20 protein-coding genes and 1 tRNA gene are annotated in these 23,589 nt (G+C 63.7%); 13 read left to right on the top strand and 8 right to left on the bottom strand.

What is annotated here, in order from left to right; genetic code table 11:
- Positions 1-69 precede the first annotated feature (69 nt).
- The 5 genes from ACMC5O_RS09070 (at position 70) to ppsA (ending at position 8,255) form a co-directional block, all read left to right on the top strand.
- On the top strand, positions 70-1,398 hold the full coding sequence (locus ACMC5O_RS09070; protein WP_246444346.1) for an alpha/beta family hydrolase: 1,329 nt from the start codon (positions 70-72) through the stop codon (positions 1,396-1,398).
- Positions 1,399-1,470: 72 nt separating this feature from the next.
- On the top strand, positions 1,471-2,220 hold the full coding sequence (locus tag ACMC5O_RS09065; RefSeq protein ID WP_187709831.1) for an ABC transporter ATP-binding protein: 750 nt from the start codon (positions 1,471-1,473) through the stop codon (positions 2,218-2,220).
- Complete coding sequence (locus ACMC5O_RS09060) at positions 2,217-4,580, top strand: ABC transporter permease (RefSeq protein WP_426692735.1); 2,364 nt, start codon at positions 2,217-2,219, stop codon at positions 4,578-4,580. The genes ACMC5O_RS09065 and ACMC5O_RS09060 overlap by 4 nt, the downstream gene beginning before the upstream one ends.
- A complete protein-coding gene (locus ACMC5O_RS09055) occupies positions 4,577-5,785 on the top strand; it encodes an efflux RND transporter periplasmic adaptor subunit (RefSeq protein ID WP_187709058.1) in 1,209 nt (402 codons plus the stop codon). Before ACMC5O_RS09060 ends, ACMC5O_RS09055 begins: the two co-directional genes overlap by 4 nt.
- A gap of 61 nt (positions 5,786-5,846) precedes the next feature.
- Positions 5,847-8,255 (top strand): phosphoenolpyruvate synthase, encoded by a 2,409-nt coding sequence (ppsA, locus tag ACMC5O_RS09050; RefSeq protein WP_187709059.1) that lies wholly within the window; start codon positions 5,847-5,849, stop codon positions 8,253-8,255.
- Here ppsA and ACMC5O_RS09045 read toward each other — a convergent pair.
- Positions 8,239-9,753 (bottom strand): thymidine phosphorylase family protein, encoded by a 1,515-nt coding sequence (locus ACMC5O_RS09045; protein WP_187709060.1) that lies wholly within the window; start codon positions 9,751-9,753, stop codon positions 8,239-8,241. The two genes, ppsA and ACMC5O_RS09045, sit on opposite strands and share 17 nt — an antisense overlap.
- A 148-nt stretch (positions 9,754-9,901) precedes the next feature.
- On the opposite strand from ACMC5O_RS09045, the gene ACMC5O_RS09040 reads away from it, so the two are divergent.
- Positions 9,902-10,336 (top strand): hypothetical protein, encoded by a 435-nt coding sequence (locus ACMC5O_RS09040; protein WP_187709061.1) that lies wholly within the window; start codon positions 9,902-9,904, stop codon positions 10,334-10,336.
- A gap of 3 nt (positions 10,337-10,339) precedes the next feature.
- Positions 10,340-10,783: a universal stress protein gene (locus ACMC5O_RS09035; protein WP_187709062.1), complete on the top strand. Its 444-nt coding sequence runs from the start codon at positions 10,340-10,342 to the stop codon at positions 10,781-10,783.
- Positions 10,784-10,792: 9 nt separating this feature from the next.
- Here the strand turns inward: ACMC5O_RS09035 and ACMC5O_RS09030 are convergent.
- Positions 10,793-10,868, bottom strand: a tRNA-Thr gene (locus tag ACMC5O_RS09030).
- Between the two features lie 118 nt (positions 10,869-10,986).
- Here ACMC5O_RS09030 and ACMC5O_RS09025 point away from each other — a divergent pair.
- Positions 10,987-11,136 (top strand): hypothetical protein, encoded by a 150-nt coding sequence (locus ACMC5O_RS09025; RefSeq protein ID WP_187709063.1) that lies wholly within the window; start codon positions 10,987-10,989, stop codon positions 11,134-11,136.
- A gap of 44 nt (positions 11,137-11,180) precedes the next feature.
- On the top strand, positions 11,181-11,567 hold the full coding sequence (locus tag ACMC5O_RS09020) for a PaaI family thioesterase (protein ID WP_426692734.1): 387 nt from the start codon (positions 11,181-11,183) through the stop codon (positions 11,565-11,567).
- Here the strand turns inward: ACMC5O_RS09020 and ACMC5O_RS09015 are convergent.
- On the bottom strand, positions 11,561-12,685 hold the full coding sequence (locus tag ACMC5O_RS09015) for an acyl-CoA dehydrogenase family protein (protein WP_187709064.1): 1,125 nt from the start codon (positions 12,683-12,685) through the stop codon (positions 11,561-11,563). The genes ACMC5O_RS09020 and ACMC5O_RS09015 overlap by 7 nt on opposite strands.
- A 3-nt stretch (positions 12,686-12,688) precedes the next feature.
- The gene (locus ACMC5O_RS09010; RefSeq protein ID WP_187709065.1) at positions 12,689-13,852 is read right to left on the bottom strand and encodes an acyl-CoA dehydrogenase family protein; all 1,164 of its coding nucleotides are present in this window, start codon (positions 13,850-13,852) and stop codon (positions 12,689-12,691) included.
- Positions 13,853-14,042: 190 nt separating this feature from the next.
- On the opposite strand from ACMC5O_RS09010, the gene ACMC5O_RS09005 reads away from it, so the two are divergent.
- Positions 14,043-14,519 (top strand): hypothetical protein, encoded by a 477-nt coding sequence (locus ACMC5O_RS09005; protein ID WP_187709066.1) that lies wholly within the window; start codon positions 14,043-14,045, stop codon positions 14,517-14,519.
- Between the two features lie 61 nt (positions 14,520-14,580).
- On the opposite strand, the gene ACMC5O_RS09000 is transcribed toward ACMC5O_RS09005, so the two are convergent.
- From ACMC5O_RS09000 to ACMC5O_RS08985, 4 genes are all read right to left on the bottom strand, one after another.
- Entirely contained in the window at positions 14,581-15,768 is a 1,188-nt protein-coding gene (locus ACMC5O_RS09000) for a hypothetical protein (RefSeq protein WP_187709067.1), read from the bottom strand.
- Positions 15,743-17,164 (bottom strand): MBOAT family O-acyltransferase, encoded by a 1,422-nt coding sequence (locus ACMC5O_RS08995; RefSeq protein ID WP_187709068.1) that lies wholly within the window; start codon positions 17,162-17,164, stop codon positions 15,743-15,745. The genes ACMC5O_RS09000 and ACMC5O_RS08995 overlap by 26 nt, the downstream gene beginning before the upstream one ends.
- 171 nt (positions 17,165-17,335) lie before the next feature.
- On the bottom strand, positions 17,336-17,875 hold the full coding sequence (locus tag ACMC5O_RS08990; protein ID WP_187709069.1) for a hypothetical protein: 540 nt from the start codon (positions 17,873-17,875) through the stop codon (positions 17,336-17,338).
- 7 nt (positions 17,876-17,882) lie between these two features.
- Positions 17,883-19,364, bottom strand: coding sequence for a flavin-containing monooxygenase (locus tag ACMC5O_RS08985; RefSeq protein WP_187709070.1), 1,482 nt, complete (start codon positions 19,362-19,364; stop codon positions 17,883-17,885).
- A gap of 83 nt (positions 19,365-19,447) precedes the next feature.
- On the opposite strand from ACMC5O_RS08985, the gene ACMC5O_RS08980 reads away from it, so the two are divergent.
- The 3 genes from ACMC5O_RS08980 to ACMC5O_RS08970 are packed head-to-tail and all read left to right on the top strand — an operon-like array spanning position 19,448 to position 23,538.
- Complete coding sequence (locus ACMC5O_RS08980; protein ID WP_426692733.1) at positions 19,448-20,689, top strand: acyl-CoA dehydrogenase family protein; 1,242 nt, start codon at positions 19,448-19,450, stop codon at positions 20,687-20,689.
- Complete coding sequence (locus ACMC5O_RS08975; protein WP_187709071.1) at positions 20,676-21,431, top strand: SDR family NAD(P)-dependent oxidoreductase; 756 nt, start codon at positions 20,676-20,678, stop codon at positions 21,429-21,431. Before ACMC5O_RS08980 ends, ACMC5O_RS08975 begins: the two co-directional genes overlap by 14 nt.
- Before the next feature lie 19 nt (positions 21,432-21,450).
- Positions 21,451-23,538, top strand: coding sequence for a 3-hydroxyacyl-CoA dehydrogenase NAD-binding domain-containing protein (locus ACMC5O_RS08970; protein WP_426692732.1), 2,088 nt, complete (start codon positions 21,451-21,453; stop codon positions 23,536-23,538).
- The last annotated feature ends 51 nt before the right edge of the window (positions 23,539-23,589 follow it).

The raw sequence follows: 23,589 nt of genomic DNA, 5'->3' as shown, positions 1-23,589 counted from the left end.
AATCCGTACTGACTGGTTCCGGCGAGTTGTGGGAGAGGCTCCTAGCCAAGCCGCACCAAGGAGCCGGTCATGGGCACCATCGCAATCCCCGACCCTACGCCTGTAGTGGTCGGTTCGAGCCATCTGGCAGGACTTCTCGTCGTGCCCCCGGACGCGAAGGGGCTGGTGATCTTCGCTCACGGAAGCGGCAGCGGCCGCTTCAGTCCCCGCAACAACCATGTCGCCCGCAAGCTACAGGAGTTAGGGTTCGCCACACTCCTGCCCGACCTGCTGAAGCTCGAGGAGGAAACAGACCGCCGCAACGTCTTCGACATTCCGCTGCTTGCCCGCCGGCTCAGGGAAGTCACCGAATGGGCCGAGAATTCGCCGGCGACGGTTGGCCTCCCTATCGCCTATTTCGGCGCGAGCACGGGCGCCGGCGCGGCATTGCTCGCAGCGGGCTTTTCGGATTCTAGTATTTCTGCGGTCGTTTCTCGCGGCGGCCGGCCAGACCTTGCGATGGCGGCATTGCCGTCCGTCAAGGCTCCGACCCTGCTTCTCGTGGGAAGTCGCGACACGCAGGTCATCGAGCTCAATCGGACAGCACTCGCCGAGCTGCGCTGCAAGAAGAAGCTCACGATAATTCCTGGCGCATCGCACCTCTTCGAGGAACCAGGAACGCTCGACCTGGTCGTCGATGAAGCGGCGGACTGGTTCAGCATGCATCTGGGCCCGCCTGAGCTGAAGGTTCGGCTTCCGTTTGCTGATCGCCGTGAGGCGGGACGTATGCTCGGGCAGGCGCTTGCGAGGTTCAAGGATCAGAAGCCGCTGGTGCTCGCTCTCCCGAGGGGTGGAGTGCCGGTCGCCTATGAGGCTGCCAAATCCATCGGGGCCGATCTCGACGTTCTTCTGGTGCGCAAGCTCGGCGCGCCCGGGCACGAAGAGCTGGGGATCGGTGCAATCGTGGACGGCGACAAGCCGCAGGTCATCCTCAACCCCCAACTCGTTCGAATGCTGTCCCTTCCTCCTGGATACATCCAGCGGGAAGCCGAGCAGCAATACGTGGAGCTCGAGCGCAGGCGGCGAGAATATCTCGGAAGCCGCGAGCCGCGATCCGTGGACGGCCGAACGGTCATCATCGTCGACGATGGGATCGCGACCGGCGGGACTGTCCGGGCAGCGCTGGAGGCCATTCGCAAGAGAAAGCCGGCAAAGCTCGTGCTTGCTGTACCCGTCGCCCCGGAGGATTCGCTCAGGGAACTAGAGCCCGAATGCGACGAGGTGGTCTGCCTCGCGACGCCCGACCCATTTTACGCTGTCGGCTCGCAATACGTCGATTTCACCCAGACGACGGACGCTGAAGTGAAGCAGCTTCTCGACGAGGCGCGCGGTACGGAGCGGCCGGTGGAGACTACCTAGGTAGCTGCCCCTATTCGGCCGCGCCGGATTGCGGGATAAACCTAGCCGCGTTGAAACTGCTTGGGGCGGCCGGTGCATAGGCGGAGTGGCGAGTCATCGTCTGGCCAGCAAGCTGCGCGGCAGTGCATCTACCGTATCGAGAAGCTGACCAAGACCTACGGTTCCGGGCCTGCGGCCGTTCATGCGCTGCGGGGCGTGGATCTCGACGTCGACGAAGGCGAGATGTTCGTGCTTCTCGGCCCCTCCGGGTCGGGCAAATCGACCTTCCTCAACATCCTCGGCGGGCTCGATAGGGCTACCTCCGGCCATGCGCATTTCTTCGACACCAATTTGACCGACCTGGATGACGACGGGCTCACCGAATATCGCCGGGAGAGCGTCGGGTTCGTCTTTCAGTTCTACAATCTCATCGCGTCGCTCACCGCGCGCGAGAACGTCTCGCTGATTACCCAGATCAGCAAGGATCCCATGGATCCGGCGGAAGCGCTGGCGATGGTCGGCCTGCAGGATCGCATCGATCATTTCCCGTCGCAGCTCAGCGGCGGCGAGCAGCAGCGCGTCGCCATTGCCCGCGCCATCGCCAAGCGCCCGCGCGTGCTGCTCTGCGACGAGCCGACGGGGGCGCTCGACAGCGCCACCGGAGTCCGGGTGCTCGACGCGCTCGACCGCATCAATCGCGAGATCGGAACGACCGTCTTCATCATCACCCATAATGCCGTAGTGGCCGAGATGGCAGATGATGTCGTGCTGTTCGGTGACGGCAGGATCGTCGACCGCCGAAGCAATCCTGCTCGCAAGCCTCCGCTGGAGCTTCGCTGGTGAGACTGTCGCCGCTGACCATCAAGCTTTTGCGCGACGTCTGGCGGCTTCGAGCCCAGGCGGTCGCAATCGCGCTGGTCATCGCGGCAGGCGTCGGAATGGTGATCATGTCGTTCGGGATGATCCGGTCGCTCGAAGCGACGCGAGCGTCCTATTACGACATCTATCGCTTCGCCGATGTCTTCGCACCCATCCGCCGGGCGCCATTGTCGGCCATCGCAACCGTTCGCCAGATCCCGGGCGTCGCTTATGCGGAAGGGCGCGTCAGCGCTGGCGCGATCCTCGACGTGCCCGGGATCGCGGAGCCCGTTTCCGCCCGGGTTCATTCGCTTCCGGATCCGAAGGGGCTAAACCTCCTCGTCCTGCGCGAAGGCCGCCTCCCGAACCCGGGCGCGACTGACGAAGTGGTCGCCAACGAAGCGTTCGCGAAGGCCGCGCGACTGTCGCCGGGAGATCGTTTCTCCGCTCTGATCTACGGAAAGCGCATCGACCTGCGGCTAACCGGGACGGTGCTGTCGCCGGAATATGTCTATGCGGTCGCGCCGGGGCAGATCTTCCCGGACAACCGCCGCTACGGCGTGATCTGGATGAACGAAGAAGCGCTCGCCGGTGCGCTCGACCTTCGAGAATCCTTCAACGAGGCGCTGGTACGCCTCGCCCCCGGCGCCGACCGCGCCGAGGTCATCCGCAAACTGGATATCGTGCTCGACCGCTACGGGGCGATCGGCGCCTACGGCCGCGACCTGCAGATCTCCGACCGGTTCGTGTCCAACGAGATCGAGCAGCTGGCGACCACTGTCGAAATCCTCCCGCCGATCTTCCTGGCCGTCGCGGCATTCCTCCTGAACATCGTACTCGCCCGCCTGGTCGAGACGGAGCGTGAGGTCATCGGACTGCTCAAGGCCTTCGGTTACCGTGATCGGGCGATCTTCTTCCACTACGGTCAGCTGGCCGTTCTTCTGTCATTCGGCGGACTGGTCCTAGGCGCCGGTCTCGGGACCTGGCTCGGCCGCGGACTTGCGGGCATGTACCAGCGCTATTTCGTGTTTCCCTTCCTAGAATTCCGGGCCGGGGCCGATATCTACCTGATCGGTATCGCAGCGACCTTGATCGCTGTTCTCGCCGGTGCGGCCCTCGCAGTTACGCGCGCTGCGAAGCTGACCCCCGCCGAAGCGATGCGACCTCCAGCGCCGGCGGATTTTTCCGGCCGATGGACCGCGAACGCCGCGCGGGCGCTAGTACCCGACGAACCCAGCAGGATGATTCTGCGCGGCCTTCTCCGCCGACCCCTTCGAAGCATGCTTGCCGTCCTCGGACTCTCCTCTGCGCTCGCGCTCTACATCGCGTCGGCGAGCGCAACGGACAATGTCGACCGGATGATCGAGCTGGCGTTCGGAAAGGCGGAGCGCGAGGATCTGGTCGTCACCTTCGCCGAGCCACGCGATGCCCGCGCACTTTATGAGCTGAGCCGGCTTCCCGGAGTGCTCCGGGTAGAGCCGTATCGCGCCACCAGCGCGCGATTGGTTGCAGGTCATCACGAAGTCCGCGAGGGCCTCGTCGGTTCCCCGCCGCAAAGCGACCTCAGCCGTGCGGTCGACCTCAAGGGCCGCGTGATCGAGCCTCCGCAATCAGGCGTCGTCATCTCGAGCAGGCTCGCGCGCCGCCTTGACGTCCGCGCTGGCGATCCCATCCGGGCGATCGTGACAGAGGGCGAGCGGCCGGTCCTAGACCTGCCGGTCTCGGCCGTCATCGACACGCCGCTCGGCTCGTCAGCACGGCTGGACCGGGCCAATCTTAACCGCATGCTTCGAGAGGGAGCGACGCTTTCCGGCGCCTATCTTGCTGTCGACAGCAATTACGGAGACTCTGTGTTCCGGGCGCTGAAGGAGACGCCGCAGGTGGCGGGGGTCACTTCGCAACAGGCAATCGTTCAGGGCGTGAGGGATACAGTCGCAGAGCAGATGGGTATCGTGACCTTGTTCAACACGTTGTTCGCGGCGCTCATCGTGCTTGGGGTCGTTTACAACAGCGCCCGCATTAGCCTCTCGGAGAGGGCGCGCGATTTAGCATCCATGCGCGTCCTTGGTTTTCGGAGAGGCGAAGTCGCCTACGTCTTGCTTGGCGAGCTCGGCCTGCTCGTGCTGATCTCACTCCCGATCGGCATCGGCCTGGGCATCGCTCTGACGCGGTACGTGACACAGCAATTCAGTGCCGATCTCTACAGCATCCCATTGGGATTCAATCCCCAGACGCCCGCCGAAGGCGTGCTTGCAGTGGTGGTCGCGGCGGCCGCGACTGCATTGCTGATCCGAAGCAGGATCGACCGACTCGACCTCGTCCGCGCATTGAAGACGAGGGAATGATGCGAAATTGGCTGACGGGACCGAGGCTGTTGCTCGCACTGCTTGTCGCAGCAGTCGCGCTAGCCGTCTTCGTTGCGCTTCGAGAGCCCGCAGTGAACGTCGAGCTGGGTCGTGCTGAACACGGTCCTCTCGTCGTCACGATCGACGATCTCGGGGAGACGCGGGTGACCAACCTCTACGTCGTATCCGCTCCGATCACCGGGCAGCTCTTGCGCGTCCCGCTGAAGCCCGGCGCGCAGGTCGTGCCGAGGCAAACCTTGCTCGGGAGGATCCAGCCGGTCGAACCCAGTCCGCTCGACGCGCGCGCCTATGCCCAGGCCACGGCGGAAATCCGTTCGCTCCAGGCGCAGCTTGCCGCATCGCAGTCGCGGGTTTCGGAAGCTCGCGCCGAGCAGATACTCGCCGAGCGGGAGTTCAGCCGGGCGTCCGACCTCGCCAACCGTGGCTTCGTTTCTCGGGCCAACGTCGACCGGGCGCGCGCGGCACGGGACCGCAGCCGCGCTGCCTTCGCCGAGGCCAATCAATCGGTCGCGGCAACCTCCCAGGGCCTTCAGGCCGCTCGCGCCGCGCTGATGGTCGCGGGGACGAAAGCCAAAGGCGCTGGAGCGGTCGACGTGACGTCGCCCGTCCCGGGCTTCGTGCTCCGCGTCCCGCAGGAGAGCGAGCGGGTTGTGGTCGCGGGAACCCCCCTGGTCGAAGTGGGCGATCCCGATCGGCTGGAAATCGTCACGGACCTTTTATCAGCTGACGCGGTCCGCGTTCGGCCGGGAGCGGAAGTCTTCATCGAGGACTGGGGTGGAGATCGTCCGCTCAAGGGCCGGGTGCGTCTGGTCGAGCCGTACGGATTCACGAAGATTTCCGCTCTGGGGGTCGAGGAGCAGAGGGTCAACGTGGTCATCGATTTTGCCGAGCCGCGCGAAGCCTGGCTGCGTCTGGGCCATGGGTATCGCGCTACGGTTCGCATCGTCGTCTCAGCCGCCCCCAATGTCTTGAAAGTGCCGATCAGCGCGCTCTTCCGCTCGGGGCGCGAGTGGAGCGTGTTTGTCGTGGATGCCGGAGGAAGGGCACGCAGTAAGCAGGTCAAGGCAGGCCGGATGAATGACGAGGAAGCGGAGATCGTCAGCGGTCTGGCCGCCGGAGAACGCGTGATCCTCCATCCGAGCGACAAGGTCGACGAAGGCGTCAGGGTCCGCGAGCGCGACTAAGCTCCCAAGCTAAGTAGACTTCCGCACTGACAGGCGCGGCTGGCGCGGTGATTGTCGCGCCATGGCAGACAACGACTCCACTCTTGTCGAGGCCGAGGCGGTTTTGCAGACCGGAGCTTTCGTTCTGCCTTTCGAATGCATTGGGATGGGCGACGTCGCCATAGTCGGCGGCAAGAATGCCTCCCTCGGCGAGCTGATTGGAACTCTCGGTGCACAGGCAATTCGCGTTCCAGACGGCTTCGCGACGACCGCCGACGCTTATCGGCTGCACATATCCTCCAACGGAATCGAACCGAGGATCAGGGATCTGCTTGCAAGCTTGCACGCTGGCGAAAAGTCGCTGCGGGACGCTGGCGCGGAAATTCGAGCGCTCATTCTCGCGGGCACACTCCCGCCGCCGGTCGAGCAGCAGCTGCGCGATGCCTACTGCGAATTGGGCCGGAAGACAGGTCGGACAAATCCCGCGGTAGCTGTTCGCAGCAGCGCGACCGCGGAGGACCTTCCCGGCGCGAGCTTCGCCGGACAGCTTGAAAGCTTCCTCAACGTGCAGGGCGAAGACGCCTTCATCGATGCCTGCCGGCGCTGTTTCGCATCGCTCTTCACCGACCGGGCGATCACCTATCGCGAGGCGAAGGGCTTCGACCATTTGCAGGTCGCGCTGTCGATCGGTGTCCAGCTCATGGTCCGCTCGGACCTGGGCGGATCGGGCGTCATGTTCACGCTTGACACGGAAAGCGGCTTTCCGCGCGTCGTGACCATCAATGCCGCCTTGGGCCTCGGCGAGACCGTGGTCCAGGGTACCGTCGATCCCGACCGGCTGATGGTCTTCAAGCCTTTGCTGCGGAACGGATACCGGCCAATCATTGAGAAGGTCCGGGGAGCGAAGAACCAGAAGCTCGTTTACGGCGCGGATGGACGCGGGACGGAGCTCTTGCAGACCAGCGAAGTTGAGCGCGAAAGCTTTGTCCTGAGCGATGATGAGGCCCTGCGGCTTGCTCGCTGGGGCGTCGCGATAGAAGCGCATTACGGCCGTCCGATGGACGTCGAATGGGCAAAGGATGGGGCTTCGGGCGAGCTGTTCATAGTCCAGGCGCGTCCGGAGACCGTGCATGCGGCCAAGTCCGGCACCAGCTTTGACGTCTATACATTGCAGGCAAAGGGGCAGCGCCTGGTCGAAGGCGTCGCGATCGGCGGCGCAATCGTCAGCGGGAAAGCCTGCATCGTCCGAAATCCCGAGGACATCGAACGGTTCGAGGACGGTGCAATTCTCGTCGCAGAGGCGACCAACCCTGACTGGGTGCCGATCATGAAGCGCGCGGCCGGAATCGTGACGGACCATGGCGGACCTACAAGCCACGCCGCGATTGTCGGGCGGGAGCTCGGAGTGACGGCCGTCATCGGCACCGGCAATGGGACGAGCGTCCTTCGGGCCGGCCAGGAGATCACCGTCTCCTGCGCGGAAGGATCGCGCGGAGCGGTCTATTCGGGAATCCTGCCGTTCGTGCGGGAAACGATCGACGTCGGAACACTCGGCGAGCCGCCCGTGGACATCATGGTCAACATGGCCAATCCGGGAGCAGCATTCGAATGGTGGCGGTTGCCGGCGAATGGCGTCGGCCTGGCTCGGATGGAGTTCATTATCGGCTCTGCGATCAAGCTCCATCCGATGGCCGCAGCGCATCCGGAGCGACTGTCCGCCGCCGATGCGGAAATGGTCCGCGCCCTGAGCGAGGGCTTCACGACGCCCGCGGACTATTTCGTCGACCGGTTGGCCGTTGGCGTCGCAAAGCTCGCGAGCGCCTTCCACCCGTATCCGGCTATCGTTCGCCTCAGCGACTTCAAGACCAACGAATATGCGGACCTGATCGGCGGTGAGGCGTTCGAGCCGAAGGAAGAGAATCCGATGCTCGGGTTCCGCGGAGCGTCTCGCTATTACAATGACCGCTACAAGGACGGCTTCGCGCTTGAATGCCGCGCCCTGAAGCGGGTGCGCGAGGAGATGGGCTTCACGAACCTGATCGTGATGGTGCCCTTCTGTCGAACAGTGACCGAAGCAGACCGGGTCCTTCAGGCGATGGCGGAGAATGGTCTCCGCCGCGGCAAGGATGGTCTCCAAGTCTACATGATGTGCGAGATACCCTCGAACGTCATCCTCGCGGAGGAATTCGCCAAGCGGTTCGACGGCTTTTCGATCGGCTCCAATGACCTGACCCAACTGGTGCTCGGCGTAGACCGGGATTCAGCCGATCTCGCAGACCTTTTCGACGAGCGCGACGAAGCGGTGAAGCGCATGGTTGGAGATGCGATCGACGGTGCGCACCGGGCCGGAATCAAGGTCGGGATCTGCGGACAGGCGCCGAGCAACTATCCCGAGTTTGCGCAGTTTCTCGTCGAGAAGCGGATCGACTCCATCTCGCTGAACCCCGACAGTTTCGTGACGACGGTGCGGGCGCTTACTTCGAAAGCGTGATCGCATCCCCGGCGCTCGCCGCATAGTCGAGGGCGTAATTGAGTTCCGCCGCCGTCTCGGCGTGAAGGGTAAAAAGCGGGTCGCCGCGATTGACGGAGTCGCCCAGGCGAGCATGGAGCCGAAGCCCGGCGGAGGGTGAGTCCGGGGCGCCCGCGAACTTCGCAAGGCGGGCGATCTTCCGATTGTCGACGGCTTGCACCGTTCCTGACCCCGAAGCCGTCACGATCCTGTGCAACCGAGCCACTTTTGGCTCGCGAAAGCCGCCCTGGGCCCGGCAGATGCTTTCGAACCTCCGCAAGGCCGAGCCGTCATCGAGCAATTGCCGGGCGCGTTCGTTGCCGCGACCTCTGCCGACGGCTCCACCCAGCTCGAGAACCGCAGCGGCAAGCGTAAGAGCCCGATCGCGAAGGTCAGCCGGTGCATCGCTTTCGCCACGCAGGACCGCGAGCACGTCCATCATCTCGAGCGCCGGCCCGACCGACCGGCCGACAGGTTGACGCCCGTCCGAAAGCAGGCAGTGGGCGGCCACTCCAAATCGAGCCGCAATTCCTGTCATGCGCTTGGCCAAATCGTGACCCGCGGCCTGGCTCCTGACTTTGGCGGTTGGACCGACGGGTATGTCCAGCACCAGCCGCTTCGCTCCCGCCGCGATTTTCTTCGACAGGACGGACGCGATCAGCTGCCCTTCCGGGTCGATGTCCAGCTGCCGCTCGACCCCGATGAAGATGTCGTCGGCGGGGCTTAGCCTCAGCGCTCCGCCCCAGGCGAGGCAGCCTCCTTCGGCTTCCACGACCTTGCGGATCGTATCGAGGTCGAGGTCGACCTTCGTAACAGTCTCCATCGCGTCCGCCGTGCCTGCGGGGGATGTGATCGCTCGGGAAGACGTCTTCGGAATCCGGAGGCCGGCGGCGGCCGCGATTGCGACAACGATCGGCGTGGTCCGATTACCTGGGAGGCCTCCGACGCTGTGCTTGTCGATGACGTCGAATTCCCAGTCGAGCCGGTCGCCCGCGCCGGCCATTGCGGCGGTCAGCGCGAAAGTCTCCTCGTCGTCGAAGGGGACCGCTGTCCCGGCGGTGATGAATGCTGAAAGCTGGACGTCGCTGTATCTTCCGGCGACCACGTCTTCGACAATCCGGGCCAAATCGGTCTGCCCGAGCGATCCGCCGAAGATGCGCCCGCGTACCGATCCCATGGATTCGACCGGAGGGAGGTGGCTGATCCGAACTCGCTCGTGCTCGATCCCGCCGAGCAATTCCCAGGCGGCTTCGGACAGGCCGATCTCGTTCGGCGCGAGCAATTCGTCCGCGCCCTGGAAAAGAATGGCCGCGACTTCGCGCCCGTCGGCTTTTAAAAGGACCTGGGACCTCGGTGCGAGGCCTTCCGAACGGCATACGGGACAATCGCTCCGCATGACGACGATCGGCTCCCGCTGCGTATGAAGCCCGATCCGCTTCGTCCTCAGGATCGCTCCAGACTGCTCGTGGCGGTCGTCCATGGCTCTCGCTGTTTCCATCCTTGCGTGGCTACATAGGCCACTACGGGCTCACGCTACGCAATGGTCCTTATCCGGATCAGGGCAATTACGGATTCGAACGCGCGCGCTCCGGGCCTAGCCACTCAGCCTCTGTATCTGCGAGGCGACGATGCGCACGGAACTGAAGTTCGGCATTCCAGACCTCGAATTGCCGCGCCTTAGCGGGGGCAAGGTCAGTCCTGCTGCATTCGCGGGGCATGCCCTTGTCGTGCTCTTCTGCCCGCGGGGGCGGGCTGCGGAGACCGCCGCTCTCGACCAATATGCGACGGCTGCGTGCGAGTTCTCCGGCTACGACGCATGGCTGTTGACCGTGATCGAGCAGGATGGCGTCTCGCCGGAGCCGAAATGCCCCTGTGCGATCGTTTACGATCCGCACGGGACGGCGTGGGAAGCGTTCCAGAAGGTTGCCGAACCAGACTTGAAGCTGGACCGTGACCAGGGCGCGACGTTCCTGTTCGCTCGTGGCGGGTCGCTCCACCACGCCTGGGCGGGCGTCGCATCACCCGAGCTCGTCATCCAATCGCTGGCCCGGCGAGAGGCTTGAGCCATGTTCAAGCGCATCTTGATGGCGGTCGACCTGAAGCGGCCGGAATCGTGGGAAAAAGCTCTCCCGGTCGTCCAGTCACTGGCGCATTGTTATTCGTCCGAGGTCACACTTTGCGCGATTGCAACCGCCGCTGAGGCGGTCGAAACCGGGGAGTGGTGGCCCAACTCCTATCAGGAGCGGATTGCCGAGAAGTACTCCGAGCTTGACGAAATCGCTGCTCGGATGAGGGACGGCATCAAGGTCCATGTCGAGGTCGGAACGGGCACGGTCGACAGTGGGCTTATCGACGTTGCCGAACGGATCGGAGCCGACCTCATCGTCTTGTCGCCGCACCACTATTCGATGCTCGACCGGCTTCTGCCGACGCATTCGGGAGGTTTGTCCCGAAACGCGGGCTGCTCGGTGCTCGTCCTTCGACCTGGCAAGGAGCAGCAGGCGACGTGACGGCGGTGCTGGTGCCGGATGCAGGATTCGAACCCGCGACCTTCGGTTTACAAAACCGCTGCTCTACCAACTGAGCTAATCCGGCCCTCAAACGCGCCTATGGCCACCGAGGCCTAGCGCGGCAAGGCTTTACCGTCTGTTTACCTTGTTGGGAGCATCCTCACTCTGCCGGGCTTGTGTCCGGCGCGGTAAGGAACGAGCACATGGTTTGGATCGCAATGACCATGTTTATCGCGCTGATTGGTTGGGGCGCGCGCTACTTCGGTTGGGATGACCCGGCCGGGAAAGTGCAACTCGCCTTGTTCACGAGTTTCATCCTAGGCGCGGTCTGCGGATACAAATCGAAGGACTGACCTTCGCGCTTGGCGCTGTTGCCTCGCTCGCCTAACGCACTCGGGTGCGTAATCTTCCACCCTATGTCCAGCTTCTGAAGCTCCGGATCGAGGATGGCGATCATGGGCCGTTGGTCGTGATGCCGTTCCACGACGATGTCGTCGGACGGCCGGGATATCTTCATGGTGGCGCGATTGCGGGCTTGCTTGAATTTGCAGCGTTCACGGCGCTTGGCCGAGAGCTGGGCGACGAGGGTGTAGTCATGAAGCCGATTACGGTCACCGTGGACTACATGCGGGGCGGGACGGCACGCGAGACCTTCGCCGCGGCGATCATCGAAAGGCTGGGGGCCCGCATCGCCAACGTCGAAGCCTTTGCCTGGCAGAAGGAGCGCTCACGACCGATTGCGAGTGCGCGGCTCAATTTCCTGCTCGATCGCGGCGATCAGTAGCCGCTGAGCTCCGCGACCTTGTTGCGGTGATAGTAGACGTCGCCGAACAGCTCGCCCAGCACCGCTTCGCGCTTGAGATAGAGGCCGATGTCGTGCTCGTCGGTCATGCCAATTCCGCCATGCATCTGGACGCCTTCACGAACGGCTAGGGATGCCACGTCCGCTGCCTTTGCCTTTGCAACCGCAACCGCAAGCTCGGCCCTATCGTCGCCGGAATCGATGAGCTCCGCGGCCTTGAGCGCCGCAGCACGAGCGATCTCGATCTCGCCGTGGAGATGAGCGGCGCGGTGCTGAAGCGCCTGGAATTCGCCGATCAGCTTCCCGAATTGCTTCCGCTGCTTGAGATATTCGACGGTCATGGTCGAAGCGCCGGCGGCGACGCCGACCAGTTCGGCAGCAGCACCAGCGCGGCCTGCATTCAGGGCCCGCGCCAGCGGCGTCCACCCATTGTCGACCTCGCTGACCACCGCGTCAGCGTCGAGCTCGACATTGTCGAACTTGATTCGCGCCGCCTTGGAACTGTCGGCCAGAGTTACGCTGTCGACTTCCGCTGCTCCCTTCGGGACAGCGAACAACGTCAGCCCGTCGCGGTCGCCTGGCGAACCGGAGGTTCTCGCAACCGTTAGGATTACATCAGCCGAATTGCCGTGGACGACGAATTGCTTCGCGCCATTGAGGACGAAGCCGTTTCCCCGGCGCTCGGCCGAGAGGCCAGTCTTTTCAGGGCTATGTCCGCGAGACTCGTCGACCGCGAGCGCGAGGACGCAATCCCCGACGAGGATACCCGGATACAAACGCTCGGCATGCGCGGTTCCTTCGATCGCACGTGCGCCGGCTACAGCGGTTGTCAGGAATGGCGAGGGCGTCAGGTTGCGGCCGATTTCTTCAAGGACCAATGCCGCTTCGACCGAGCCGAGCCCAAGGCCGCCCTGATCTTCGGGAATGCAAATTCCGGTGAGGCCGAGCTCGGCGAATTTCTTCCAGAGCTCCGTGCCGTAGCCGTCGGTGCAGCCGGTGTCGCGCCAATGACGGAGCTGCTTCGCCGGCCCGCCCTCGTCGGCAAGGAATCCCGCCGCGGTTTCCTTCAGCATTTTCTGGTCGTCGGTCAGAAGCGGCATGCGTCAGGCTCCCGGAAGGCCGAGGATGTGCTTGGCGACGATGTTGAGCTGGATCTCGCTCGTGCCGCCTTCGATCGAGTTACCCTTGGTGCGGAGCCAGTCGCGAGCGTTCTTGCCGTTCTTCGAGCGCTCGCTGTCCCACTCGAGCGCGTCGGAGCCGCCCGCGGCCATCACGAGCTCGTGGCGGCGCTTGTTCAGCTCGGTGCCGGCATATTTCATCATCGACGGGCTGGCGGGATGCGCTTCACCGGCCTTGAACATCTCGAAGAAGCGCTCGCTCATCGCTGCGAAGGCCAGGGCGTCTACATCGAATGCCGCGATGTCAGCCCGAAGCAGCGCATTGTCGGGTTTGAGCGCCGCGCCCAGTGAACCCGCGCCGAGGCCGCCCATTCCGCCGAGCCCCATGCCCGCGATCATTTCGCGCTCGTGGCCGAGGAGATATTTGGCGACGTCCCAGCCGCGGTTCACTTCTCCCACGACCTGATCCTTGGGCACCTTCACATCGTCGAAGAAGGTTTCGCAAAATGGCGAGTAGCCGCTGATCAGCTTGATCGGCTTGGTCGACACGCCCGGCGTCGTCATGTCGAACAGGACGAAGCTGATGCCCTGGTGCTTGGACTCGGTCGAAGTTCGAACGAGGCAGAAGATCCAGTCGGCCTTGTCGGCATAGCTGGTCCAGACCTTCTGGCCGTTGATCAGCCAGTGATCGCCTTTGTCCTCGGCCTTGGTCGCCAGCCCGGCGAGGTCGGACCCGGCACCCGGTTCGGAATAGCCCTGGCACCAACGGATTTCGCCGCGCGCGATCTCGGGCAGGAAATGCTTCTTCTGCTCCTCGGTGCCGAACTTGAGCAGCGCAGGCCCGAGCATAGAGATGCCGAAGCTGGTGAGCGGGGAGCGTGCGCCAATCCGCGCCATTTCTTCCTTGAGCACCTTGGTCTCGGCGGTCGAAAGCCCGCCGCCGCCATAGTCCTTCGGCCAGTGCGGGACGGTCCAGCCCCTCTCGGCCATGAGCTCCATCCAGTGACGCTGGGCGTCGCTCTGGAAGGTAGGGTTGCGGCCGCCCCAGCAGGCGTCGGCCTCGGACCGCATCGGCTCGCGCATTTCGGCTGGGCAATTCGCCTCCAGCCAAGCGCGCGTTTCGGACCGGAAGATGTCGAGATCAGCCATGGGTCGCCCCCGAGAAGGTTACAGAGGTCCGTGACCTCTTAGTTTGCTCGAATCAAGCCGTGGATTCGACCGTAACCGGCCGGATGGCGGATGCCGTAACGTCGCGCATGAACGACGAATAACGGAGGGGTTCAGCATGGGGTTAGCCCAAGGGGTGCAAAAGGGCCCCAATCTCATCGGGAGAGCCGAAATGCGTAAGTTTCTGATTCTCGCTGCGACTGCAGCTTCTGCCCTTGCAGTTGCGACCCCGGCCGCGGCGCAGTGGTATCCGCCGCAGTACAACAACTATCCGCCGCAATATGGCTACGGCGGGTACGGCGGCTACAATAATTACGGCAATCTGCAGTACCGGATCGACCGCTTGCAGAACCACATTGCCCAGTTCGACCGGGCGAACGTGATCAGCAATCGCGAGGCGCGTAGCCTCCGCGCTGCGACGTTCGATCTCGAGCGTCAGCTTCGTTACGGCGGGGGTGGAGCCTATGGCGTCGAGCGTCGTCTCGCGCAGCTCGAACAGCGGGTCGATTATATCGCCAGCCGCACTCGCTACGGTCGCTACGGTTACAGCAACTACAACAATCAGTGGAACGGTGACCACAACTGGAACCAGAACCACAATGACCGCAACTGGCGCGATCACGACGATGATGATGACGACGATGATTGATCTCGTCTGAAGTCGAAACGCCCGGCGGCTCGTGCTTTGGCACGGGCCGCCTTTTTTGTTGCTAAGTGCAGTCCACGCGGCTGAGCGAGGGCGGGGCATCGGGGCGCAACCGAAATCGCGGAGTGAGCTCGGTCAGCCGGCGCACATAAGCGTCCGTAAAGACGGTCGCGCATTTGCGGCTGAGATGCGACCATTCGGGCAGGTTCCAGCCATGGGCGGAGACCGGAAGATCGTCGGCATGAATGCCGATGCTATGCGTGTTGCGCAGAAGGAAATCCCAGCCCTTCGCTTTGGGCACCTGGGCTTCCTCGTTCACGCGAAGCTGCGGCGCGGACGGCGGTCGGATGAAGACGACGTCGCCTCCGCGCGCCCGAATCTTGTCGACGGCAGCCTTGGCGCGTGCGTGTCCATTCGCAATCAGCTCCGGCGTGTACGGAAATTTCTCCTTGAAGCCCTTCCAGGCCCAGCGGGTGCGGGCTCGCCAGGCGGGATCATATTCGACGCGGTCCCAGAGGTGCGTTGCACGATGCTCGCCGACCTCCTGCAGCTTCCAGATGTCGTCCATCGGGCCCTCGACGCCGGGCCGGAAATCGCGGTCTAGCCGATGGGCGAGGACGCTCAGCCGGTAATTGGAATCGAGGAAAGCGATCCTCCGCTGGAGGACGTGATCGATCTCGTTCGAAACGATCCTGTAGGGCGCCCTAAACTCGTGCCACTTTTTGACGTAGCCGCCGTACCCGTCGAATGGCTGGAAGAACATCGTGTCGGCAAGCCCGACGATAAGGACGCCCTTGAAATTGGGGTCGTCCGCCATGTTTTCCAGAAGCGTCAGGGCGCTGGTGCCGTGGATGGCGAGCTGGATCGGGCGCACGCCGGTCAAGGCTTCGAAGCGGTCGAGGTCGGTGTCGAACAGGATCCGGGAATCGCCGACAATCGCCGCCTGCGCTCCGGCCGCGCGCAATTTCTCATTGCTCCACGCGATTTCGCTGTTGTCGAGGTCGCCGGCGTGAAGGCCTATGCGTTCGCGCGCATTCACCTCGAGTCCAATCGCGCTGACGATGAGTGCGCCCAGAACGCCGATGAGTATTCGTCCCCACGGCTGTGCGGGGACATCCCGGGTGGGAACCGGCTGCGCTTGTCCTGGCCGATCCGATGCGGTCAGCCGAAGGCCGGCCGGCAACGCGCCTTCGCGCTGGAGGATGCCCTTGGGAACGGAGCCGGGGTCAGAACTGGAAGTAGATGAAGGCACTGCCTTTCCCCTGTTCCGCTAGGACTGCCACCGCCATGATCGCGAGGAGGCCGCCAACCAGCCAGGCGGGCGTTCGCTCGACCGCGATCTCGAGCGTCTTGTCGCGCATCCACCAGTGGGTTCCGACGATCGCAGAGATGATCAGCATGGCGTAGATCATCGGCAGAAGCGCGATCATCGGGACCGGCTTCTCGGCCAGGCCGGCCATCGACTGCAGCATCGTCGACGCGCCACCGAAGGTCTTCGCCCGGAAGAACACCCAGGTGATGTTGACGAGCACGTAGGTCATCAATCCGAGGGCCACGAATGCCAGCGGTCCGGGGGTCCATCCGGCGAACCTCGCCCTGAGCCAGCGCTCGACGGCTAGATAGGTGCCGTGCAGGCCGCCCCAGACGACGAACGTCCAGGCGGCGCCGTGCCAAAGCCCGCCGAGCAGCATCGTGCCCATGAGCGCAGTGTAGGTGCGTACGGGACCGTGCCGGTTTCCTCCAAGCGGGATGTAGAGATAATCCCGCAGCCAGCTCGACAGTGTGATGTGCCATCGTCGCCAGAAGTCTGAGAAGCCAACCGCCGCGTACGGGAAGCGGAAGTTGTCCGGCATCGCGAACCCAAGGCACATCGCAACGCCGATCGCGGTCGTCGAATAGCCTGCGAAATCGCAGAAGATCTGGCCGCTGAACGCCAGCGTCGCGACCCAGGCATCGAGCGCCATCGGGACGCCCTCGTGGGCGTCGTAGACCTTTTCGACGACCGGCGAGAGAAACCCGTCGGCGAGCACGACCTTCTGGAACAGGCCGAGGATCATCAGCGACAGGCCGAAGTACAATTGGTGGGCGGTCGCTCTGCGCTTGCTTGCAAACTGTGGGACCAGCTCGGTCGGCCGCATGATCGGACCCGCGACGAGGTGCGGGAAGAAGGTCACGAACAGCGCGTAATCGAGGAAGTGCTGGGCCGGCTTGGCGCGGCGGAGGTAGACGTCCAGCGTGTAGGACAAGGTCGCGAAGGTGTAGAAGCTGATCCCGACCGGCAGGATGATGTCCCACTTGGGCGGCTGGTACGCAATGCCGACCGAGGCCGCGAGCGTGACGAAATTCTCGAGCAGGAACTCGCCGTACTTGAAGTAACCGAGCATGCCGATGTTCACGACTACCGACGTGATCATCCAGATCTTGCGCGTCCGTTGGTGCTTGGCGCGCACCATCCATTGCGCCGCCCACCAGTCGACGACGGTCGACACCCAGAGAAGGATGACGAACGGCGGGTTCCAGGCCGCGTAGAACAGGTACGACGCGACAAGCAGGTTTATCTTCTTCTGGTGCCAGCTGAAGAAAGGCGCGTTGTGCATAGCCAGCACGAGCGCGAAGAACACCAGGAAGGTCAGCGAATTGAAGATCATCGCGGCAGTCTGCCGCGATCACCGGCCCGAGCTTTCATGCACTGCGCCCCCGCAAGTGTGCACGCGTCGACCTACGAGACTCGGCAGGCGGACGGTCGCAGGCTCGCACGGTTCCTAACCGCACACAATAACTTGCGGTCTAGCTGTTCTTAATGGCCGCCTGAGGTCGGCTTAGGCGAAGTCAGCCTTATAGATATGCCACTTGCGCTGCTCTTCGGTTGAGCCTGGCACGTCGTTGACGCGGCGAAGGGTCATCGTGCCGCGCGATTTGAACTCCTTGCCGTCCTTCAGGCGGCCGTAAAGCTGCACGGTGTAATCGACGTAGCTGGAGCCCGCCGCGCCCTCCATGCCCCCTGGGGCGCCGATGTTCGCGTGGATTTCGCGATACTTGCTCAGGTCGAGCTTTTCGGCGCCTTCGGACCAGAGCTTGTTCGCGTCGGCGGACTTTCCCTGCTCCGCTAGTGCGAAATAGGTCTGAAGGACTTGCCCGGCACCCTGGGCGCTCTTCGGGTCGATCGGGCTTTCCAAGACCGGAGTGCGGTCGTCAGGCAATCCGCCGGGTTCGCCCGGCGCAGGCGGATTCAGCGGTGCTTCCGGAGCCGGCGTATTGGTCGCAGGCAGTTTCGTCTCGGGCGCGTTTGCGACCTCATCCTGCGGGGTTTGCTGAGAGCAGGCGGCGAGGAACAGGGCGGGGAGGACGAAGCGCTTCATGAAGCCATTACGCGCGAACGGCCGTAGCGTTGCGGCTGAACTCCAGGTCCGCGTCCACCGGAACGAAGCGCATCGCGAGGCGGTCCTTCACGTAATTCTGGGGGACGAGCCATGGCTGCCGGTTTCCCTGCTTGGGGAGGGAGGGGAGCGCGCGCTGTACATAGCCGGAGCTGAAGGAGATGACCGGAATGCGCTCCATCCCTTCCTTTGGCTCCCGCGGAGTGCAGACGTCGAAGCCACGGCGAGCCATGTGGTTGAGGATCTTGCAGACGGCGCGCGCGGTAACGTCGCTGCGTAAGGTCCACGACGCATTGGTGTACCCGAACGACAGGAAGAAGTTCGGCACGCCGCTCAGCATCATGCCCTTGTAGATGAGGCGCTCCCCGGGCGTGACCGGTTTGCCGTCTACCTTGAGCGCAATTCCGCCGAAGAGCTTTACGACCAGGCCGGTGGCCGTGATGATGATGTCGGCCGCGACGTCTTCTCCGGATTCCAGACGAAGGCCGTCTTTGGTGAATCGCTCGACGGCGCCTGTGGCGATGGAGACCTTGCCGGAGCGCATCGACGCGAACAGGTCGCCATCCGGAACGAGACAGAGCCGCTGGTCCCATGGCTTGTACTGCGGGGTGAAATCCCGGTCGACCGGATAATCTTCCGGAAGCTCCTTGCGGATCATGTTCTTAATGAACGCAGCCGCGCGCTCCGGCCGCTTTCGCGCCCGCGAGTACATGTAGATGGTCAGGAGCACGTTCTTCCAGCGGATCGCCGAATGCGCCGCCTTGCGCGGCAGGATGCGCTGGAGCACGCCGGCAATGCGGTCACGGGCGGGTCGCGAGACGATATAGGTCGGCGAGCGCTGGACCATCGTCACGTGTGTGGCCTTTTCGGCGAGCGAAGGCACTAGCGTCACCGCCGTCGCGCCGCTGCCGATTACGGCGACTTCCTTGCCGGAATAGTCGAGCTCTTCGGGCCAGGCCTGCGGATGGACGATCTGCCCGCCGAATTCCTTCTCGCCCGGCCATTCGGGTCGGTAGCCTGCTTCGTAGTCGTAATATCCGCCGCAAGAGAACAGGAAGGTGCAGGTGAGGCGGCGAGTCTGGCCTTGGTGCTCCGCCTCGACGGTCCAGCGCCCCTCTTCGGACGACCAGGAAGCGCCGACGACCCGGTGCCCGAACCGGATTTGCTCGAAGATGCCGAACTCATGCGCAGTGTCCTCGACATAGTCGCGGATCGCGGCGCCTTCGACGATCGCCTGGTCGGACGGCCACGGCCGGAACGGGAATCCGAGTGTGAAGATGTCGGAATCCGAGCGGACTCCCGGATAGCGAAACAGGTCCCAGGTCCCGCCGATGCGGTCTCGCGCTTCCAGGATCAGCCAGCTCTTGCCCTTAGAGAGGGTCTTCAGGCGATAGGCGGCATCCACGCCGGAAATGCCGGCGCCAACGATAATCACATCAACATGATCGGTCTGCGGATCGTCCCGAGCCATCGCCTATCTCTTGCAGCCCAAGCGCCCCAAGCTTAGCGGAAATCAGCCGCAAAAGCGCATGCGGAACAAGGAAAGGCAACGCCTTGGACTTTGACCTTACGGAACGACAGGCTTCTTTCCGCAATCGCGTCCGCGATTTCATGGACGCCGAAGTCCGCCCGCGAGTCGAGGATTACCACCGCGACCAGAAAACCGGCGATCGCTGGAAGGTGATCGAGGTCATCGAGGCGCTGAAACCGAAGGCTCGCGAGGCTGGTCTCTGGAACCTGTTCATGCCGCCCGGCGGCGCGCTCCAGCACGTGGACGAGAGCTTCCCGTTCGAGGGCGAGCAGCTGACCAACCTCGAGTATGCGCTCTGCGCCGAGGAGATGGGGCGGATTCACTGGTCCAGTGAGGTCTTCAACTGCTCGGCCCCTGACACCGGCAACATGGAAGTGCTGCATCGTTACGGCACGCGGGATCAGAAGGACGAGTGGCTGAGCCCGCTCATGCGCGGCGAGATTCGGTCCGCTTTCCTGATGACGGAGCCGGGCGTTGCGTCGTCGGATGCGACCAACATCCAGTGCGAAATCCGCCGCGACGGCAATGAGTACGTCATCAACGGCAAGAAATGGTGGTCGTCGGGCGCCGGCGATCCGCGCTGCAAGGTCGCGATCCTGATGGGCAAGACCGACACGTCGGCGAAGGCGCACCAGCAGCAGTCGATGATCCTGATGCCGCTGGACGCGGAAGGCGTGACCATCGAGCGTCACCTGACAGTCTACGGCTATGACGATGCGCCGCATGGGCACATGGAGATCAAGCTCGACAATGTCCGCGTGCCGCCGTCGAACCTGCTTCTCGGCGAGGGCAGAGGCTTCGAGATTGCGCAGGGGCGGCTCGGGCCGGGACGCATCCACCACTGCATGCGGACGATCGGCGCAGCCGAAGAAGCGCTAGAGCTGATGTGCAAGCGGCTGCAGAGCCGCATTGCCTTCGGCAAGAAGATTTCGGAGCACAGCATCTGGGAGCAGCGCGTCGCCGAGGCGCGGATCGAGATCGATTGCACGCGGCTGCTCTGCCTCAAGGCAGCCGATTTGATGGACAAGGCCGGCAACAAGGCCGCCAGGGCTGAGATCGCGATGATCAAGGTTAAGGCGCCGCGAATGGCGCTTCAGGTCATCGACGATGCCGTGCAGGCGTTTGGCGCCGCCGGGGTCAGCCAGGACACGCCGCTCGCCGCGAGCTGGGCGGGCATCCGCACACTGCGCCTCGCCGACGGGCCTGACGAGGTCCACAACCGCGCCATCGCAAAGCTGGAGTTTGCCAAACATGTCCCGGCTTAAAGGCAAGGTCGCCATCATCACCGGCGCCGCGTCGGGAATCGGAGAGGCGACGGCTGACCTGTTCAGGTCCGAAGGCGCGACGGTGGTTGCTGCCGACCGCGCCGAGGGTGTGGACATCGTCTCCGTAGATGCGGGCTCGGAAGCGGACGTCGAGCGGCTCGTCGAGCAGACGGTGGCCGATCACGGCGGCGTCGATATTGTCTTTGCCAATGCCGGTATTTCCGGCGGGCTCGCGGGCCTGTTCGAGCAGAGCACGGCCGATTGGGAGGAAATCCTTCGGGTCAATCTGATCGGGCCTTGGCTCGCGATCAAATATGCCGCTCCCCACATGAAGCAGCGCGGCGGCGGATCGATTGTCTGCACAGCCTCGGTCGCTGGCCTTCGCGCAGGAGCGGGCGGAGTCGCCTATTCGGCATCCAAGGCGGGCGTCATCAACTTGGTGAAGACGGCCGCAGCGCAGCTCTGCGACAGCAACATCCGGGTCAACGCCATCTGCCCCGGCCTGATCGAGACCGGAATGACGCAGGGCATTTACGACATGGCTCGCGCGGCCGGAAAGCAGGAGATGATCGGGCAGCTCAACCCGCTCCGGCGCGGCGGCGAGCCCAACGAAATTGCGCAAGTTGCGCTGTTCCTGGCGTCCGACGAGTCCAGCTACGTCAACGGCCATGCTTTGGTCGCCGACGGCGGACTGTCGATCAGCCACCCGTTCACGCGGCAAGCCTACGGCTGCACGTTCTAGAGATTCATTGGAGAGCATCATGGCTACGGTCACCGAGGACAATCCCACCACCACCACCAGCCCGATTTCGACGAAGCGCCACGGCGACGTCTTGATCGTCCTGTCTAACAATCCGCCGGTAAACGCCCTCGGCGCGGCAGTGCGCCAGGGCCTGGTCGCGGCGATCGAGGAGGCTGAGACCGACGATGCAGTGAAAGCGGTTGTGATCGCTTGCGAGGGCCAGACCTTCTTCGCCGGAGCGGACATCACCGAGTTCGGCAAGCCGCCGGTCATGCCGTGGTTGCCGGAAGTCGTAGACCGTATCGAAGCTTGCTCGAAGCCGGTCGTTGCCGCAATCCACGGGACCGCGCTTGGGGGTGGTCTCGAGGTTGCGCTTGGCTGTCACTATCGCGTGGCGCTCCCGTCAGCGAAACTTGGCACTCCGGAAGTGAAGCTTGGCTTGCTGCCGGGAGCTGGCGGGACGCAGCGGCTGCCGCGTGTCGCAGGCGTCCGCAAGGCGCTGGAAATGTGCGCGACGGGCAATCCGATCGGTGCGAAGGACGGGTTCGATTGCGGGCTCATCGACCGGTTGATCGAGGATGACTTGATTCCCCACGCCGTCGGGTATGCCGAGGAAGTTCGCGACATCCGACCGCTGCCGAAGAGCAGCGAGCGCGAATACAAGATTAACGAGTGCGACCCCTCGGTATTCGAGAATTTCCGCAAGGAGAACGCCCGCAAGTTCCGCGGCTTCGAAGCGCCGGACGCGAACATCCGCGCCGTCGAGTTCGCTTGCAAGAAGCCCTACGCGGAAGGCGTCATCGAAGAGCGCAAGCTTTTCATGGAGCTGATGAGCGGCGTGCAATCGCGCGCCCAGCAATATTTCTTCTTCGCCGAACGCAAGGCTGCGAAGATCGAGAACCTCCCCGAAGGCACGCAGCCGCGCCCGATCCAGAAAGTTGGCGTCATCGGCGCCGGCACGATGGGCGGCGGCATCTCGATGAACTTCCTGTCGGCGGGTATCCCCGTCACTATCTTCGAGATGAACCAGGAAGCGCTCGACCGCGGGTCGGGCGTGATGCGCAAGAATTACGAAGCGACGGCCGCGAAGGGCCGAATGACGATCGAGCAGGTGGAGAAGGCAATGGGTCTGCTGACCCCGACGCTCGACTTCGCGGCGCTGGCCGATTGCGACCTCATCATTGAAGCGGTCTTTGAGCAAATGGACGTGAAGAAGGACATCTTCACCCGGCTCGACAAGACGGTGAAGCAGGGCGCGATTCTCGCCTCCAACACGTCCTATCTCAACATCGATGAGATTGCCGCCGTGACGTCGCGGCCGCAGGACGTGGTCGGGATGCACTTCTTCTCGCCGGCCAATGTGATGAAGCTGCTGGAGGTAGTTCGCGGTGCAAAGACGGCGCCGGACGTGCTCGTCACGGTGATGGGCCTGTCGAAGAAGATCCGGAAGGTCGCGGTCGTCGCGGGCGTCTGCCACGGCTTCATCGGCAACCGCATGCTGATGCCGAGGCAGGTGGAGGCGACCAAGCTCCTGCTCGAAGGCGCGACACCGGAGCAGATCGACCGCGTCCACGTCGAGTTCGGAATGCCGATGGGCCCGTTCCAGATGGCCGATCTCGCGGGCGTCGACATCGGCTGGCACCGCGACCCGAATCGTATCGAGAACATCCGAGATGCGCTCTGCGCGATCGACCGCTGGGGCCAGAAGAAGGGTGCGGGCTTCTATGATTATGACGAGAAGCGCCGCCCGAGCCCGTCGCCGGTCGTTCAGCAGATCATCGAGGATTTCGCGAAGAAGCAGGGCGTCGAGCGCCGCCAGATCAGCGACGAGGAAATCGTGGAGCGCACGCTCTACACGATGGTCAACGAGGGCGCGAAGATACTCGAGGAAGGCATGGCGCAGCGGGCCTCCGACATCGATGTCGTCTGGGTCTACGGCTATGGCTGGCCGGTCTATCGCGGCGGCCCGATGTTTTGGGCGGACACGGTTGGTCTGCAGAACATCGTCGATGGCCTGAAGCGCCAGGAAGAGCGGATGGGAAGCGACTTCAGCTTCTCGAAGCTGCTGCTCGACAAGGCAGCCGCCGGCGAGAAGTTCACTCGCTAAAGTGAACCCCTGCCGTCCGACCGCGTTTCCGTCTGATTGAAGGGAGAAGCC

This window comes from Sphingomonas sediminicola, from assembly GCF_049991885.1.
Lineage (GTDB): Bacteria > Pseudomonadota > Alphaproteobacteria > Sphingomonadales > Sphingomonadaceae > Sphingomicrobium > Sphingomicrobium sediminicola.
The sequence above is the reverse complement of the archived record's forward strand: the minus strand, read 5'-3'. Positions and strand labels throughout refer to the sequence as shown.

What these genes read in the sequence shown, in the direction of transcription:
- ACMC5O_RS09070 (WP_246444346.1), top strand. Translation starts at nt 70, where the DNA reads ATGGGCACCATCGCAATCCCCGACCCTACGCCTGTAGTGGTCGGTTCG.
- ACMC5O_RS09055 (WP_187709058.1), top strand. Translation starts at nt 4,577, where the DNA reads ATGATGCGAAATTGGCTGACGGGACCGAGGCTGTTGCTCGCACTGCTT.
- ppsA (WP_187709059.1), top strand. Translation starts at nt 5,847, where the DNA reads ATGGCAGACAACGACTCCACTCTTGTCGAGGCCGAGGCGGTTTTGCAG.
- ACMC5O_RS09045 (WP_187709060.1), bottom strand. Translation starts at nt 9,753, where the DNA reads ATGGACGACCGCCACGAGCAGTCTGGAGCGATCCTGAGGACGAAGCGG.
- ACMC5O_RS09040 (WP_187709061.1), top strand. Translation starts at nt 9,902, where the DNA reads ATGCGCACGGAACTGAAGTTCGGCATTCCAGACCTCGAATTGCCGCGC.
- ACMC5O_RS09035 (WP_187709062.1), top strand. Translation starts at nt 10,340, where the DNA reads ATGTTCAAGCGCATCTTGATGGCGGTCGACCTGAAGCGGCCGGAATCG.
- ACMC5O_RS09025 (WP_187709063.1), top strand. Translation starts at nt 10,987, where the DNA reads ATGGTTTGGATCGCAATGACCATGTTTATCGCGCTGATTGGTTGGGGC.
- ACMC5O_RS09015 (WP_187709064.1), bottom strand. Translation starts at nt 12,685, where the DNA reads ATGCCGCTTCTGACCGACGACCAGAAAATGCTGAAGGAAACCGCGGCG.
- ACMC5O_RS09010 (WP_187709065.1), bottom strand. Translation starts at nt 13,852, where the DNA reads ATGGCTGATCTCGACATCTTCCGGTCCGAAACGCGCGCTTGGCTGGAG.
- ACMC5O_RS09005 (WP_187709066.1), top strand. Translation starts at nt 14,043, where the DNA reads ATGCGTAAGTTTCTGATTCTCGCTGCGACTGCAGCTTCTGCCCTTGCA.
- ACMC5O_RS08995 (WP_187709068.1), bottom strand. Translation starts at nt 17,164, where the DNA reads ATGATCTTCAATTCGCTGACCTTCCTGGTGTTCTTCGCGCTCGTGCTG.
- ACMC5O_RS08990 (WP_187709069.1), bottom strand. Translation starts at nt 17,875, where the DNA reads ATGAAGCGCTTCGTCCTCCCCGCCCTGTTCCTCGCCGCCTGCTCTCAG.
- ACMC5O_RS08985 (WP_187709070.1), bottom strand. Translation starts at nt 19,364, where the DNA reads ATGGCTCGGGACGATCCGCAGACCGATCATGTTGATGTGATTATCGTT.
- ACMC5O_RS08975 (WP_187709071.1), top strand. Translation starts at nt 20,676, where the DNA reads ATGTCCCGGCTTAAAGGCAAGGTCGCCATCATCACCGGCGCCGCGTCG.
- ACMC5O_RS08970 (WP_426692732.1), top strand. Translation starts at nt 21,451, where the DNA reads ATGGCTACGGTCACCGAGGACAATCCCACCACCACCACCAGCCCGATT.